Genomic DNA, 15996 nt, shown 5'->3' with positions numbered 1-15996 from the left:
TCTTAAACCCCCGTTTACTTGGACTTCACGCGGAACAACGGCTGTCCATATTCCACTAGTTCACCGTCTTTAACGAGAATCTCAACGATCTCCCCAGATACTTCCGCTTCAATCTCATTAAATAATTTCATCGCTTCAACGATACAGACGACGGAATCTTCTTTGACTGTGTCTCCTACTTTCACATACACATCCTCTTCAGGAGAAGGTGATGCGTAGAAAGTTCCGACCATCGGTGATTTCACCTCTGCATCGTAATCGGCGTTCCCTTGAGCTTTAGGAGCTTCTTTCTCAGCTGTGTCTTCTTTAGCCTCTTGTTTAGGCGCTTGCTCAACAGCTTCTTGTTTAGGCTCTGTTTTTGGTGGAGCTTGTACTGGTTGTTGGACTTGCACAGGTTGAGAAACAACCTCTCCCTGTGGCTTTTTCATGTGGACTTTAGTTCCGTTTGCTTCATAAGAAAACTCATCGATATTGGATTGATCAATCAACTTAATGATTTCTCTGATTTCTTGTACCTTTAGCATTTGTGGCACCCCTCTTATGTAAAGTTACTTTTTATAAACTGGTACTAATACCTCTTCATATTCTATTATACATTACCACCTCCCTGCAACTCGCTTCAAGAATAACCCCCAGTAATATTCTGACAACTATTCCACAATAGCTCCCTTTTCTGGAAGACTCAGTTTCGAGATGTTTGTGTGATTCTAGGGGCTCCGGGAAAAGATTCGCTTTCCATGGGGCGGGCGGTGAGCCTCCTCAGGCTACGCCTTCCGGGGTCTCACCGTTTCCCTCCGCCCCTTGACCATATAAGTATCTCGAAACCACATCCAGAATAAGCAGCTTTTATCCAGTGAAAATAGAAGAAAAACGAACTCCCCCGATGGCTATTTTGGTTGCGTCAATCTTGCTATACAGCGTTTTATGCGTATAATTCCAGGATAGTGAAAGGCATTCTCTACTGGTGTAGGGGTTTGTTACTCGCTTTCCTGTGGGGAGTGGCGAGCTCCTTTATCCAGGAGTCTCGCAGCTTCCCACCCCCCCATTCCATGTGGAAGAGAAACGAAATCCTATACCGGAACTGGGTGTCTTCCAGTCATCATGGACTGTAGGTAAAAACGCTCTATATCAGGCGTTTGGGAGATAAATACCTGGCACAGGTGTTCAAACGATGCATATCCATTCAGTTGGAAGTGAGAAGATTGTTGAGGTGGTTTCGAGACACTCACACGGCAAAGGGGCGGAGGGGAATGGCGAGACCCCTGCGGGAAAAAAGTGCAGGGTGAGACCCCACAGGGCGCAGTCCGAGGAGGCTCACCGCGCTCCCGCGGAAAGCGAGCTATTCCCCGCAGCCCCCATCCACTCAAAAAGTCTCGAAACTGAGTCTTCCAAAATCCTGCCAGATAGCTTAATAATAAATGAAGGAAAACGATAAAAAAGCCTCACTCTTTTTTTGAAGGAGTGAGGCTTTTGTTTTATTTTCAGCCTGCTGGCTGGAATTGGACTTGGACTTCTTTTTGCCCGAATTCATCGGAGACCATTTGAATGATGTTGTTCGTTTCTGTCTTCGATAACTCATCCGCTTTTACTGTAACGTGGACGACGTCATCTTCCGCTCTTACTAGTACATCATCATAGGATGCACTTGCACGGATTGTATTTTCGATGATGGATTCTTTGGATTGGTTTGCTTTGATTGTTTCCATTTTTTCTAAGGCTTCATTTTTCTCTTCTGTACTAAAGTCACTGGAGGCAACGATTTCGGATAGCTGTTCTTGCATTTGATCCCGTTGATTTTGCATATCCAAACGGATTGCTGAGAAAAGTTCATCTGTAGAAATTTGCGAAATGACCGTGCCATCACCTGTGGTTTCCACACCCTCTTCTCCTGCTGCGTCTTCTGTAATTTCTGCCCATTCGTCTTCCTGGATGAAGGCCATTTCACCATTGTCCGGGGATGTCATGTAATATACACTTAGAACAATCAAGAGACTCAACATTGTCAACAACCAAACTGTTTGTTTTTTAACCAAAGTAACCCCTCCTTATTGTTTAGGCAAAACAGAAATCCTGTGAGTCGGGACATCCAAAACTCTAGAGACAGCTTCCACCACCCACGCTTTCACCTGCATTTGATCGACCCCCTCGGCTGTTACGAAAACCCCACTTACGTCCGGCTTAGATGTTTGCGTTAGCAGCGGAACTTCTCGATCGCCTTGGCGGACGAGAACTAGCTGCTGTTCTCTCGAATAATCCTCAATTTCACGTTCCCCTCCGTTCTTATCATTTTCCTTAGTGGTTTGTTTTCCGACGATTAAATTTTTATCGTACACTTTTTTATGTGTCGATGACAGATTGATCATAATGTCCACAGCACTCACCCCTTGAATGTTTTCAAGAAGAGGCTTGAGCTGTTTTTCGTATTCTTTTTCCAACTGTGAAATAGAGTCCGTCATTTCAGGAGTTTGTGCAGCCGCTGCGCCCTCTCCTGATTGACTTTGGACATTTCCTTCATCAAGAGCCGGTGAAGGAGGATCGCTCGGCTGAAACCAATTGCTTGTTAAGATAATCAACACTCCAATAATGCCAATGGCAATCAAATACTTCGTTTTATTCAGCTTTCTCCCCTCTTTGTTTGATAGAGGTTCCGTCAGCTTGTTCCACCATTTATTCATCCTCATCCTCCCAGCGGATAATGATTTGTTCTTTGTTCAAGTCAAGATAGTCAGCGACCCACTTTAATAATTCTGGATCTTGCTTTTCTTCTTCTGTATCCCCTTCATCCATGACAGAGATCTCTACATCTTCGACCGACTGGGTCAGTTCATTACGAGTAAGTGTGAGGGTCAGCTTGTCCAACGTTTCCAAACTGTAGGGTTGTTGATGGAAGCTCATTTCCACATCGACGAGAACCAAGTTTTGCTCTTCTTTTAATGGTGTTTCAATTTCAGCTGCAAGAGCCTGGGTAACTTGTTCTAATTTATATGCATCTTGTCCGGCGAGTATTTCATTTTTCTTGGATTCTACATTTTCCTCGAAAACTTCTGCGTCCAATTGTTGCTGCATTGTCTGATCTGCACGTTGGACAAGGCGATCAGGATCAATATTTAAAATTTGTAAAAGCGGCCCCATAAAGATCAGTAGTAGCAAAATAGACATGACCAGCCGGGCGTACTTCTTCATGACGCCAGACGGGAGAAGGGCATCAGCTACCATCGCTAATAAGAGAAACAGAACAATTTTTGTGATCCACTCAATGAGATATTCCATGTTCACCACCCTATCTGACCATCATCGTAATGTTACTTGCCGCCACCATGATGACGATGACAAGAAAGAACATCATGGAAACCATTAGTAGTGCTGCGAATATATAAAAAATGTGCCTGCTGACGACATCCATCGCCTGGATGATCGGCCCGTCTCCCAGCGGCTGAAGAAGAGCTGCTGCAATTTTATAGATCAGCGCTATGGCTAACACTTTAATAGCAGGAAATACTGCGATTCCTAGTAATATGACGACACCCGCAATTCCTAGTGTGTTTTTTAGTACAAGGGAAGCCCCAAGGATTGTATCGGTGGCATCCGTAAACAATCTCCCGACAACGGGTACAAAATTTCCTGTGACAAAGCGAGCCGTTTTCATCGTAATGCCATCTTGGACCGCGGTCACCGTCCCCTGGACAGATATCACTCCAAGAAATATGGTTAAAAAAACACCCATGATCGCCATGCCAGTTTTCCTCAGAAGTTCAGCCAGTTGATCCACTTTATACGTCTCATTCAAACTTCCCACAATCAGCAAGAGAGCGGAGGATGCAAACAATGGGATGAGTAAGTATTTGACTAGCAGGCCACTGGATTGGACGAGTGCAATGATAATAGGGTGAAAAAAGGAAATCGACATCAAGTGACTGAATGAAGCCATGATTCCTAGAAGAAGAGGAATCAATCCGATCATGAAGCTGCTCATCCGTTCAATGGCCCCTAGTGTGTATTCAATGACTTGCCGGAAACTCTCAAGTGCAAGTGTCAATAAAACAAGATAAACCACCATGTAGGCAATCTTACTTACTACAGAATTTTCGAATGCTGACTGCACCGAATGAAGCAAAGTACTGAATAATGTTAAAAACAATAAGGAAGCAAGCAACTTTCCGTTTAAGAGAAGCTCATGGAAAAAGAACTCCAGAATCCCAGAAAACCAATCCGATGATTCAACGGAACTTTCACTTTCAATAAATTCACGAAAATTATTCGTATGAAAGCTGGGTAGATAATCTCCATACTGCTGATTCAATTGATTCCAATTTTCCTCCAACTCTTCTGTGGAGACATGGTCGAGCATAGAAATGTCAGAATCTGCAGGGGAGGGAGACGCAGCAACGACGATTGGAGCGCTCAAGCAAACGATAACAATTAGGCAACACAACAATATCCGTTTCATGGCATCCCTCCCGAGTTTCCTATGCCCCTGGAATAAAATCCAAAATGGTCTCGATGACAGCTGTAACAATCGGTATGGCAAGCATCAATATAAACAATTTTCCTGCTAATTCCACTTTAGAAGCCAAGGAGTTGAGTCCAGCATCCCGGATAAGCTGAGCTCCAAATTCTGCAATATAGGCTATGCCGATAATTTTCAGGATCGTCTTGAAATACACAGGCTCAACCTGAGCCTTTTCTGCCATGTAAGACAACAGTGCAAAGATATGCCTGACCTGATCAAGAATGGTTAAGAACAGGATGATGACTGTAAATAAAAGGAGAAGAAAAGCGACCGAAGATTTGTGTTCCTTTAAGAGTAAAATCAATAGGGCCGCAACTAATCCTAATGAGACAATTTGAATGATATCCATGGGTTACCCCTGATAAAGAAATACAGACTTGATTTCTTGAAACAGATCGGCGAGCCTGTGAAGGACGATGAATAATACAATGATGAAACCTGTCAACGTCACAGCCTGTGCAATCTCTTCTTTTCCCATCTGTTTCAGGATGCTATGGATCATCGCGACAATAATACCTACACCAGCGATTTGGAATAATATCGTTGCATCTTGGAGCACAATGCCTCTTCCCCCTTTTGTAAAATCCATGATTACCTTACGAAACGAGCTAAATGATTAAAATGATGACGAGCAGCCCGCTTAATATCCCCATCCCTTTCGCCATCTTCTGATATTGATCACCGACTTCCAGGGCATCATGAAGTTCGCGGTCCAGGTGATGGATGGTAAGTTGAATCTGTTTTTGCTGCTGCTCCAGGTCGTGCTGTCCAAGCGTCCTCCCAAACTGCATCAGTATTTCAAATTCGTTTTTCGACATTGCGTTCAGCGACCAGTGTTTCTTTAACTCCTTGGACCATAAGGAATAGAAGTCATCCCAGACTCCATTTTCGTTCAGGATCCCTTCAAAGAACTGGTTTATAGGTTTCGGTAAATGTGTAGATAAATTTTCACACACTTCCAAAAGCGAAGACTGTCCATAGACCATCTCTGCTTCTATCATCTGTAATGCATTTTTCCATTGGCGAATATGACCTGGGCGCTTCTTGAAACGGGAAGCCATATCAAACCCTGCCCAGGTCGTAACGGTCAATACGATGACGGCTCCGATCCATTGCATCCGATCCCCTCCCCTTGCCATGACCCAGTACTTCTCCCGTTTGATCAAGTACTGTCCAATTTCTTTCTCTTTGAGATGACATTCGATCCAGGACAACATAACGTTGAAATACTTCCTCCTCCATCAACTGTTTTGCTGATGGACGCTTCTTTACACCCGAAAAACTTTTACCATGAATGCTGCAAATGACCTCTACCCCTGTATAAGTCGCCTCCCGGACAGCTTCCGCATCTTTTTGTCCACCAATTTCATCTACAATTAACACTTCTGGTGACATGGAACGGATCATCATCATCATGCCTTCTGCTTTAGGACAAGCATCCATCACATCTGTGCGGAACCCGACATCCAGCTGAGGAACCCCCCTCATGCTTGCTGCAATTTCGGAACGCTCGTCCACAATGGCGACCTTTGCTGCTCGATACCCCTCTTGATTGGATCCAATGTAACGCCCCAATTCCCGAAGAAGTGTTGTTTTCCCTGAATGCGGGGGCCCGATGACCATCGTACTCATCCATCGCCCGGATTGATAAAGGTACGGAATGAGAGGTTCAATATTTCCGGAAGTAGCTCTTGCCACCCTGATGTTCATAAAGGATATGTGCTTTAACGTTTCTACATGATCTTGATGGGTGTTCGTCTTTCCTGCTAAACCTACCCTGTGACCACCCTCAATCGTAATAAAGCCTTCTTTCAACTCTTCCTTGAAACGATAGAGTGAGAACTGGCTGATCTGGTTCAGGACGAAAGAGAGGTGATCAACAGTCATGACTGCCGTATCAATAGAATCATGACGATTATTTTCAATAATCTCTATCGGACGACCAATCCTTAAACGGATCTCCTGCACACTCTTCCACTGGACCTCACTTTTTAAGAGATGTTGGATAGAGGGCGGGAACAAACGTAAAATCTCCTTCATCCTCTCCTACTCCTTTATTAGGTTTACTTCATATGTATGTGCTTCTTACGGGCTTATGACTGTGAAATGGTATAAAACTAGAAGATTTCGAGAGAGGAACTAGAGGAGTGATAGAGCGATTGATAGAAACTACTTGCCATACCCTTATTAAGCTATATGGCAGGATTGTGGAAGACTTGATTTCGAGATGTTTAGGGGTTCGTTGCTGCGTTGAGCGTCAGGGGTGGCTAGGAAGCCACTCGCTTTCCTGTGGGGGAGTGCCGAGCTTCCTCGGACTACGTCCTGCATGATCTCGCCATCTCCTTCTCCCACAGGAGTCTCGCAGCTTCCCAACCACCCCATTCGATGTATGTGAGAAACGACCCCCTTTACTCTCGTAACTGAGTCTTCAATAAAAGGGAGCTTATATGGAAGAGGAGTTATTCGCTTTGGGGTTTCTGGATATTTAACACAAAAAAAGAACCTGCCCTGTTTGGACAAGTTCTTTTGAAGATTAAGATTATGCACGGGATACATATTTGCCATCTGTTGTACTGATGACCAATACTTCACCTTCATTGATGAAGAATGGCACTTGAACAGTAAGGCCAGTTTCAAGCGTTGCAGGTTTTGTACCTCCGCTTGCTGTATCGCCTTTAATTCCAGGTTCTGTTTCTGTAACTTCAAGCTCAACGTTCTTCGGTAATTCGACACCGATGGTTTCACTTTCATAGGACTGGATTTGAACTTCCATGTTCTCTTTCAAATAGTTTAGCTGCTCCTGGATGGTAGCTGTAGGGATTTCCACTTGCTCATATGTCTCCATATCCATGAATGCATGCATATCGCCATTAGCATATAGGTATTGCATTTTACGGTTTTCAATGTGAGCACGCTCTACTTTTTCACCGCCACGGAACGTTTTTTCCTGGATATTGCCATTGCGAAGGTTGCGGAGTTTCGAACGAACAAAAGCCGCGCCTTTCCCTGGCTTTACGTGTTGGAAATCCATCACTTGCCAGATATCACCTTCTACTTCAATCGTCAGACCTGTACGAAAATCGTTTACTGAAATCATTTGACTTCCTCCTTTTAATTACAACGTGATTAATTCTTTGGTAGACTTGCTCAATCGTTCATTCCCTGTTTTCGTAACGATTGTATCATCTTCAATTCGGCAGCCGCCGACATTCGGAACATAAATGCCCGGTTCTACGGTCACGACCATACCTTCTTCAAGCGTGACATCAGAACGGAAGGAAAGTCCAGGACCTTCATGGACATCCAGACCAATACCATGACCTGTCGAGTGACCGAAATACTCGCCATACCCTTTTTCTTTAATATAATCACGTGTCAGCGCATCCGCTTCCTTGCCGGTGATGCCTTCTTTTATTCCTTCCATACCTTTTAACTGGGCTTGTAAAACGGTATCATAGATTTCCTTTAATTGATCATTGATTTCGCCTACAGCTACAGTTCTTGTAATATCAGAACAATACCCTTTGTAAAGGGCACCAAAATCGAGCGTCACAAGCTCTCCGGATTGGATTTCCTTATCAGAGGCCACCCCGTGAGGCAGAGCTGAACGGTATCCTGATGCAACGATAATATCAAAACTTGAAGAGGTTGCCCCTTGTTTACGCATGAAGAACTCAAGTTCATTCGATACATCAATCTCCTTCACACCAGGCTTTATGTAACCAAGAATATGTTCGAAAGCATCATCAGCAATCTTAACGGCATCCTTTAATATACTAATCTCCTCATCCGTCTTAATCAAGCGTAATTTTTCCACAAGGCCTGAGGTAGGGACAAGTTCTGCTTCTAAAGCTTCGTCATATTGTTCAAAAAGGGTGTAGGTGACATGATCTTTTTCAAACCCTATTCGTTTCAATCCTAATTTTTTAACTTTTTCGGCTACCGTTTTCGGCATAGGCGTTTTATGTTCAAGGATTTCAAACTCTTTCGCTTGCTCTGCCGCTTGTTCTGTATAACGGAAATCTGTAATTAAAACAGCGTCATCCCTCGTCACTAAAAGAGCTCCGGAAGAACCGGTAAAACCTGATATATACCTTCTGTTTTTCGGACTCATAATTAAGAGACCGTCTAATTCATTTGAAGCAATTGCTTTTCTTAAATTTGAAAGTTTACTCACGAATGATTTCTCCCTTCACTTTCTATCTTTTGGATCATCCCCAAAGCTGCTAATCGGTAGCCATCGATTCCAAATCCGACCACTTGTCCTGAGCATACCGGCGCTAACATCGAGTTGTGGCGGAAAGATTCCCGTTCATGGACATTTGAAATATGGATCTCTACCACAGGTTTTGAGATTGCACTGATGGCATCCCGTAAAGCGATGCTCGTGTGTGTATAAGCTGCGGGGTTAATGATGATACCCTCAGCTTCTTCTTCAGCCCGCTGAATCCAGTCTACGAGATCTCCCTCATGATTGGATTGAAAAGATGTGACTTCGTACCCAAAATCGGCGGCCGCTTGCTCCACCAATGTCACAACATCATCAAGAGACTTTTTTCCGTACGTATCCGGCTCCCTCTTGCCTAACATATTCAAATTCGGCCCATTGATTAAAAACAGCCGCTTCTTCCCCATTCACCAATCCCACCATTTCCAAAATTGTCATACACTTTAAGTTTATCATACTCTCCCTTGATTTGAATAAGAATTCACTGTCTCATTGAACTCTCTGTATTCATAGGAAATGGAATACCCGATAAAAACCCCGTATAAAATAAATAAACAGCCTGTTGTAACCCATGTATCACTATTCAATTCCATAAAGGTTGGAATTGCCGGAAAAATCGGGGTCAATAGAAAATAAACGATTGCCCATAGCCCTATTCCATAAAAGGCCCCTGGCCACATGCCATTCCTTTTTTTCAAGAGAAGGTAGTAAATGAGAGCCGTTCCCAACGATAAAATACCGACAATGAGCACAGCTAACACTTCAGCAAGCCATGTTCCGGTCCAATCCGTCTGCCAGAAAGAACGGAAAATGAAGGATGCAGGAGACACCTCTGTGAAATTGAAATAATAAGCGAATGCCCCTAAACCACTCCATAAAATCCCGGCAGTAAAACCTGTGACTAATGCTTTTGCTATGACACTTTGCTGTGGCTCTTGTTGTCTTTGGTCCTTTTGTTTTTCAGCCATCTTCATCACCTCTATTCTCATTTTAACCAACCCCAATTTTTTCATGCTCTTTTCAATTGTTGGGCTAGTGATTCATAAAGATTTGAGGTAAAATAAAAGTCCAACCAATTTTATTATTCTATTGTTTAAAAAGCCCTTTTGAAGGAAAGAGTTTACTAAAACGTACTCTTTCACCATTCAAAAATAATGATGGGCCTGCATATTTTATTCTATAAAGGAAACAATCTTAAATAGCACATAACAGCCTACAATCCACCGCATCTGATGATGAATAGTGTTGAAATAAGGGTATAGTTCAATAACCAGATATTCATAGTCGACCACTACTAGAAGGGAGGAAAATATCATGCGTAATTGGATGACTCCTATCATTTACACATTGATCGGTTTAGCCATCTTCTTTGTTGGCATTCAGCTGTTTACGAACACGACTGGCTTTCTCACTTCGATCGTCATGATGATCGGAATCGCCGCTCTCATTTATGGAGCCATCTACTTCTTCTTCCTCCGCAAACGCGGTTTTGGAGGAGCAGCAGGTGGAAACCGAAATGAAATGAAAAAATACAAGCAAGCGGTGAAGCAATCCAAACAGAAATACAAGCAACCAACTCCTGCAATTAAAAAAAGTCCTGTAGCCAAAGCACAGACCAAGGCCTCTTCGTTAGGTAGAAAAAACCGAAAACGTTCGAATGCGCCACAGCTTCGTGTTATTGAAGGAAATAAGAGCAAAGGAAAAAATCGAGCCACCTTTTAATGGCTCGATTTTTTTATTTCATATTTTCGTATCATCTGCTCCACCTTCGTAAAAATTTGCTTGCATGTTCACGACCTAATTCCATCAAAGTCTCTTTTTCTTCTTTACTCATATCAAAATCCGTCGTTTCCACTCCACTGACCGGAATGAAGATTATATCCTTACTCAAAGCCTTGGAAATGTACCTTGCATCATGAGCTTGCTGCATCGTTTTAAAAAGTGCGTGGAACATTTGAATCGCATTTTTGATCTTCTGTTCAGGTAGTTTATCTGGTTCATCACTTAACTTCATTCCAATTACAGGCCTGGTACGGCATCCGTCCTGCTTTTCCCAAATCCACAGAGGGAAATTGCTCAATACGCCACCATCTACAATAATAGACCTTCCGCGTTTCCCATGGATTTTTACTGGAATGAAAAAGTACGGGAGTCCTGAGCTCATCCTTACTGCTTTTGCTACAGAGAAAGTAGCTGGATCAATGCCGTAAACTTTCTTTAGATCATCAGGGATGACGACAATTCGACCTAGCGTCAAATCAGAACAGATCACCTTTAATGACCCAGGCGGTAAGTCCGCAAAAGTTCGAACACCTTTTTCATTAAGCCACTCCTCCAGCACATTTTCCAACTGATTCCCTTTATACAGCCCCATTCGGTAATACAAAAGAAGCCATTTCATAAATGGAAATAGGCGATCCGTCAATGGAACGTCTACTAAGCTAAGAAACGAAAGATTATTGAGTCTTTCCTTCAGTTCTTTAGCTGTGTAGCCGGCCGCTGTCAAACTCGCTAAAATGGCACCAGCGGATGTTCCAGCCATTCGTTTGAATGTGTAACCTTGCTCTTCTAGTTCTTCAAGAGCACCAATGAAAGCAAGGGCTTTCACACCGCCGCCGGAAAAAACTCCGTCCACTTTCATCCTGCTTCACCCCACTTTACTACATTATAAACCCGGGTTTGGCAAATTAGAACGAAAGCAAACGAATCCAAATGGAAGGATATTTATGCTGTTAAACCCTGTCTTTCTCTGACACTTAGTAGCTCCTTTTCAGTTTCGAGGCTTTCGAGTGGGGAATGGTTGCCGAAAAGCAAGCGATCCCCGCTACACGTACCTCAAGAACCATAAACATTTCGCAATTAATCCTAAAAGATGACTGACCTATCCTATGGGTAAAGAAGTTCATCAGCAAAAAAACGCATGGAATTCCATGCGTTTTTTCTACTCATCATTCTGTTCTTCATTCTTTTTTTGTACTTCTCTTAACGAATCTACACGGTCTGGTTTCTCATCAAAATATTGAACGAGATCACCGATGCGGTCGATGGAATTCCAACTCATGTGGTGTTCAATTCCTTCAACGTCCTCGTAAATGTTCTCCTGGTCGACCCCGATAATCTCTAAAAACTGCTCCAGTAACTCGTGACGGTAAACGAGACGCTTTCCGACTTTTTTTCCTTTTGGTGTTAAAATCAATCCTCGGTATTTTTCATAGTTCAAGTATTGGTCTCGATCAAGTTTTTGAACCATCTTCGTAACGGATGATGGATGCACCTGTAGATTTTCAGCAATATCAGAAACTCGTGCATATCCTTTATCTTCAATCAAAATATATATTTGTTCAATATAATCTTCCATGCTAGGTGTCGGCATGTTGAACCCCCAATACCCTGTCTTATGTACACGCCCTGAACTGTATGAAGGACGGTTTTTATAGCATATGTTTCCACATCAAAATGATACACCAGATTCCTAACGGTGACAAGCAAGGCCTGTGCTCATGTGTTTTTTGTCTCCATTTTCCGAACCCGAACAAACTTATGGATAGAGCAAGAGTTGATGAAGCATATGGAAAAAAATTAACCGGCCGTTAAAAACGGCCGGTTGTTTTCTTTACAACCCACACTTCAGTTGGGCGTTACAATTCGTACAAGTATTACAACCACCAATATCTTCAACCGTTCCCTGGCGACAAACTGGACACGTATCTCCTACTTCAGATCCGATCGTCACATTAGTCTTGTCGAGTTCATGAACAGTATCCATAAGAACAACGTGTGGTTTTTTGTCTTCATCTTCGAACAGTTCCGTCTGTTCTCCCTCGAAGTCATTTTCTTCTGCTTTCAAAGATAATACTTGACTATCTCTACTTCCATCGACATACACCGTACCACCTTTGGCACCTCCACGATATAGTCGTTGGTATACTCTTTCCACTTCTTCGACTGTGTACCCTTTCGGAGCGTTGACAGTCTTAGATATACTGCTATCCACCCAGCGCTGTATGATGCATTGTGTATCCGCATGGGCTTCCGGACTCATTGTCATTGCAGTGATGAACCAATCTGGGAGCTCATTTGGATCTTGTTCCGGATGAGCATCCAAATATTCCTGAAGAATATCTGCTTTCACCTCGATAAATTTACCCAACCGACCGCTTCGGTAATAGGAGAATGAAAAGTAAGGCTCTAGTCCTGTACTTACGCCAACCATTGTGCCTGTACTTCCTGTAGGTGCAACGGTTAAGAGATGGGAGTTTCTAATTCCATACGCAAGCACATCTTGGCGTATATCTTCTGGCATTTCCTTCATATAACCGGTTTGAATAAAACGTTCGCGCAGCTCTTTCGTCTCTGCATCCGTTTTTCCTGTTAAGAACGGAAAGCTTCCTTTTTCTTTCGCAAGTTCAATGGATTCACGATAGGCCGTGGTCGCGATGGCTTCAAAGATTTCATCGACCAGTTGATTTCCTTCTTCTGATCCATAAGTGGTTTCACAATAAATCAACAAGTCATGCAGCCCCATAACACCAAGTCCAATTCTTCGTTCTCCCAAGGCCTGTACTTTATTTTCTTCCAGGAAATAAGGGGTTGCATCAATTACATTATCCTGCATTCGGACACCACGACGAACCGTTTTCTTAAGCTTTTCAAAGTCGACCTGCTTACGCTCTTTATCTGCAACATTTGCCAGGTTGACCGCTGCCAGATTACAAACAGAATAAGGGGCAAGCGGCTGTTCCCCGCAAGGATTCGTAGCGACTACCTTCTGTCCATATGCAGTTGCATTTGTCTTCTCATTGGCATTATCAATAAAGAATATACCCGGCTCAGCCGAATACGTAGCGCAAATATTGATGAGGTTCCATAGTTCGCTCGCTTTTACTTTACGATACGTGCGCACACCGAATCCGCGCGCTTCCCATTCACGAACATCACCACTTTGATGCCATTCTTCATTATAGATTTCCATTTCTTCCGCTGTATAATTTTCAACATCCGGGAAGCGAAGGTCATAATCCGCGTCATTTTCCACTGCTTCCATGAACTCATTGGTGATACAAACAGAGATGTTGGCTCCTGTCAGGAATTCAGAATTATGAACAGTATAATTTCCACCCAAATGAAGCTTCTCTTCAGCTTCTTGAATGCTCTGGTCCGTAAATCCTCCTTGTCCTTGAATGTGCTTATAATTGACCACACTCTGGTACAAGTCTTTCTCTGTTTCCGTGAGAGGCGTAAACTTCAATTTATCTTTAGCCAACTGCTTGATCGACTCATCCTCGGTATTCTCAATGAGGAAACGGAGAATTCTTGTATTTTGCATCTTAGAAATAATAAACTCCAGGATGTCGGGATGCCAGTCAGCTAACATGATCATTTGCGCCCCGCGTCTTGAACCGCCTTGTTCCACAAGGTGTGTAAGCTTCGCAATATCATCGAGCCAGGAAACCGAACCTGAAGATTTACCATTCACTCCTCTAGCCAGCGTGTTCCGAGGACGTAGCGTCGAGCCGTTTGTTCCAACTCCACCTCCACGGGACATGATCTCCATCACTTGCTTACGGTGATCCGATATTCCTTCACGGGAGTCTTGAATGTATGGCATCACATAACAATTAAAATACGTTACGTCGGTTTGTGAACCTGCGCCGTACAAAACACGTCCAGCTGGAATGAAATTCAACCCTGATAATTCTTCATAAAAATCGTTAAAGCTTTGTTGTTTCTTTTCTGGATCTGTTTCTACTTCTGAGAGCCCGGACGCATTACGAAGTGCAATCTGTTCGTAAAAGACTTCCAGAGGTTTATCGATTGTATCAAGATTTCGTTTGATTAATCCTGTCTTTCGTTCTTCTTCATGTTCGAGAACATTTACAAATTCATCTTCCACTCTCACAATCGCCTGGTGGGACTGCCAATCAATGGAATGAATAAACCCAAATCCCCGAGCAGGAAACTTCGGATCGTCCTTAACTGTAAGAACAACGAAATCTCCCTCTGCAAGAGTTAACTTTTCTGTATCTTTAAACGCATACCTATCAAGCATCACTAGTCTTGAAACACCTTTGTGCGTAATCGTCATGGATTCAGTTATCTCATGGACCTGTGGAAATTGCCTGATATCAGCATTAAGGCGCTCCACATCAATTTTCGTGTGTACATCTATGGAGGTGGTCGTCTGCATTTTGCATCTCTCCCTTTAAACTAAAAACTAAGTAATTTTCATTTGATATAAGTAACATACCACATCTACAAAAAGATAATCAATATATTGTGTTGTGGTAATTTTCAGTCACCATATATTGTGCTGTTGAACGAATATGTAGAAACTTGTCAATCAAAAAATCTTGAGATATTAAACGTATGAACCAGAGATTAAAAGAAAAACCAGCTCTCTGTTGTTTCTTTCAGCTTTTTCATCATTTGCATCCACCTATCATCTATAATCCTCGACAAAATAACACTTTCACTCAAGTTTCGTAAAAATTTTTTTGAAATACTCCTCATTCCCTCCTATAATAGATAGAGGAATAGAGAAATGAGGGGGATGGAAAGATGGATTTATGGATCTTAATCGCAGCGATTCTATTGGTTATCGCTTTCGGTTTGTATAGATTCTTCAAAGCAAGAAAAATCATGACCACATTACCAGAAGACAAGTTCCGCGAAGGCTACAGAAAAGCCCAGTTGATTGATGTTCGTGAACCGAAGGAATTTGATGGCGGCCACATCTTGGGAGCAAGAAATATTCCTTTATCTCAAATGAAAAACCGCCTTATTGAAATTCGTAAAGACAAACCTGTTTATCTATACTGCCAAAGCGGTGCCCGTTCTGCACGTGCCGCAATGATGCTCCACAAACAAGGATATGAAGACCTCAATATGCTTGAAGGTGGATTCAAAAAGTGGAATGGTAAAATCAAAGCGAAAAAATAATCACCCTCCCGGTTCCCTAAGAACCGGGATTTTATTTTTTCTTCCCATTCCACTATCGCTTCCGATTGTGGAAGACTCAGTTTCGAGACTCTTGTGTAACCGGTTCGGGGCGTCGGGGGATGACTCGCTTTCCGCGGGAGTGCAAGGAGCACCTTCCGAGTAGCCCTTAAGAAAGCCTTGTCTGGTTGAAATAATGAATGTTGAATCCCTTGACATGGATACGGGGTCAGGGAAACGACGATTTGAGGTGTTTTGAATCAATTTGTACAAAAACACACACGTTCATGTCTCCATTCGCTTTACATGCGGACGTTTCCCA

The 15996-nt window shown here is 42.9% G+C and carries 18 protein-coding genes; 2 read left to right on the top strand and 16 right to left on the bottom strand.

All coding sequences use genetic code 11. From position 1 onward, the window contains the following. Positions 1 to 14 precede the first annotated feature (14 nt). From accB to BLS23_RS06590, 13 genes are all read right to left on the bottom strand, one after another. Positions 15 to 524 (bottom strand): acetyl-CoA carboxylase biotin carboxyl carrier protein, encoded by a 510-nt coding sequence (accB, locus tag BLS23_RS06660; RefSeq protein WP_089651766.1) that lies wholly within the window; start codon positions 522 to 524, stop codon positions 15 to 17. A gap of 957 nt (positions 525 to 1481) precedes the next feature. Continuing rightward, a complete protein-coding gene (locus BLS23_RS06650) occupies positions 1482 to 2033 on the bottom strand; it encodes a SpoIIIAH-like family protein (RefSeq protein ID WP_089651764.1) in 552 nt (183 codons plus the stop codon). Positions 2034 to 2045: 12 nt separating this feature from the next. Next, positions 2046 to 2675 (bottom strand): stage III sporulation protein AG, encoded by a 630-nt coding sequence (spoIIIAG, locus tag BLS23_RS06645; RefSeq protein ID WP_089651763.1) that lies wholly within the window; start codon positions 2673 to 2675, stop codon positions 2046 to 2048. Beyond that, complete coding sequence (gene spoIIIAF / locus BLS23_RS06640) at positions 2668 to 3270, bottom strand: stage III sporulation protein AF (protein ID WP_089651762.1); 603 nt, start codon at positions 3268 to 3270, stop codon at positions 2668 to 2670. The genes spoIIIAG and spoIIIAF overlap by 8 nt, the downstream gene beginning before the upstream one ends. 10 nt (positions 3271 to 3280) lie before the next feature. Then, on the bottom strand, positions 3281 to 4447 hold the full coding sequence (gene spoIIIAE / locus BLS23_RS06635; RefSeq protein ID WP_089651761.1) for a stage III sporulation protein AE: 1167 nt from the start codon (positions 4445 to 4447) through the stop codon (positions 3281 to 3283). A gap of 19 nt (positions 4448 to 4466) precedes the next feature. Then, positions 4467 to 4859, bottom strand: coding sequence for a stage III sporulation protein AD (gene spoIIIAD, locus BLS23_RS06630; RefSeq protein ID WP_089651760.1), 393 nt, complete (start codon positions 4857 to 4859; stop codon positions 4467 to 4469). 3 nt (positions 4860 to 4862) lie between these two features. After that, on the bottom strand, positions 4863 to 5069 hold the full coding sequence (gene spoIIIAC, locus BLS23_RS06625; protein WP_089651759.1) for a stage III sporulation protein AC: 207 nt from the start codon (positions 5067 to 5069) through the stop codon (positions 4863 to 4865). A 49-nt stretch (positions 5070 to 5118) separates the two neighbouring features. Then, positions 5119 to 5628 (bottom strand): stage III sporulation protein SpoIIIAB, encoded by a 510-nt coding sequence (spoIIIAB, locus tag BLS23_RS06620; protein ID WP_089651758.1) that lies wholly within the window; start codon positions 5626 to 5628, stop codon positions 5119 to 5121. Continuing rightward, a complete protein-coding gene (gene spoIIIAA / locus BLS23_RS06615) occupies positions 5573 to 6550 on the bottom strand; it encodes a stage III sporulation protein AA (RefSeq protein ID WP_089651757.1) in 978 nt (325 codons plus the stop codon). Before spoIIIAA ends, spoIIIAB begins: the two co-directional genes overlap by 56 nt. Positions 6551 to 7049: 499 nt before the next feature. Continuing rightward, positions 7050 to 7607: an elongation factor P gene (gene efp / locus BLS23_RS06605; RefSeq protein WP_089651755.1), complete on the bottom strand. Its 558-nt coding sequence runs from the start codon at positions 7605 to 7607 to the stop codon at positions 7050 to 7052. An 18-nt stretch (positions 7608 to 7625) separates the two neighbouring features. Next, on the bottom strand, positions 7626 to 8687 hold the full coding sequence (locus tag BLS23_RS06600; protein WP_089651754.1) for a M24 family metallopeptidase: 1062 nt from the start codon (positions 8685 to 8687) through the stop codon (positions 7626 to 7628). Continuing rightward, positions 8684 to 9145, bottom strand: a complete 462-nt coding sequence (aroQ, locus tag BLS23_RS06595) for a type II 3-dehydroquinate dehydratase (protein WP_089651753.1) — start codon at positions 9143 to 9145, stop codon at positions 8684 to 8686. The genes BLS23_RS06600 and aroQ overlap by 4 nt, the downstream gene beginning before the upstream one ends. Before the next feature lie 45 nt (positions 9146 to 9190). After that, on the bottom strand, positions 9191 to 9706 hold the full coding sequence (locus BLS23_RS06590; protein ID WP_089651752.1) for a YqhR family membrane protein: 516 nt from the start codon (positions 9704 to 9706) through the stop codon (positions 9191 to 9193). A gap of 346 nt (positions 9707 to 10052) precedes the next feature. Between BLS23_RS06590 and BLS23_RS06585 the strand changes: the two genes are divergently transcribed. Beyond that, complete coding sequence (locus BLS23_RS06585) at positions 10053 to 10460, top strand: SA1362 family protein (RefSeq protein ID WP_089651751.1); 408 nt, start codon at positions 10053 to 10055, stop codon at positions 10458 to 10460. A 31-nt stretch (positions 10461 to 10491) separates the two neighbouring features. On the opposite strand, the gene BLS23_RS06580 is transcribed toward BLS23_RS06585, so the two are convergent. The 3 genes from BLS23_RS06580 to BLS23_RS06570 all read right to left on the bottom strand — a co-directional run bounded on the left by BLS23_RS06580 (position 10492) and on the right by BLS23_RS06570 (position 14925). Continuing rightward, positions 10492 to 11379, bottom strand: a complete 888-nt coding sequence (locus BLS23_RS06580) for a patatin-like phospholipase family protein (protein WP_089651750.1) — start codon at positions 11377 to 11379, stop codon at positions 10492 to 10494. 300 nt (positions 11380 to 11679) lie between these two features. Further along, the gene (gene mntR, locus BLS23_RS06575; protein WP_089651749.1) at positions 11680 to 12111 is read right to left on the bottom strand and encodes a transcriptional regulator MntR; all 432 of its coding nucleotides are present in this window, start codon (positions 12109 to 12111) and stop codon (positions 11680 to 11682) included. A gap of 240 nt (positions 12112 to 12351) precedes the next feature. Beyond that, entirely contained in the window at positions 12352 to 14925 is a 2574-nt protein-coding gene (locus tag BLS23_RS06570) for a vitamin B12-dependent ribonucleotide reductase (protein ID WP_089651748.1), read from the bottom strand. A 371-nt stretch (positions 14926 to 15296) separates the two neighbouring features. Between BLS23_RS06570 and BLS23_RS06565 the strand changes: the two genes are divergently transcribed. After that, on the top strand, positions 15297 to 15677 hold the full coding sequence (locus BLS23_RS06565; RefSeq protein WP_089651747.1) for a rhodanese-like domain-containing protein: 381 nt from the start codon (positions 15297 to 15299) through the stop codon (positions 15675 to 15677). The last annotated feature ends 319 nt before the right edge of the window (positions 15678 to 15996 follow it).

The sequence above is a fragment of the Halobacillus aidingensis genome, from assembly GCF_900104185.1.
Classification (GTDB): Bacteria; Bacillota; Bacilli; order Bacillales; family Halobacillaceae; genus Halobacillus; species Halobacillus aidingensis.
The sequence above is the reverse complement of the archived record's forward strand: the minus strand, read 5'-3'. Positions and strand labels throughout refer to the sequence as shown.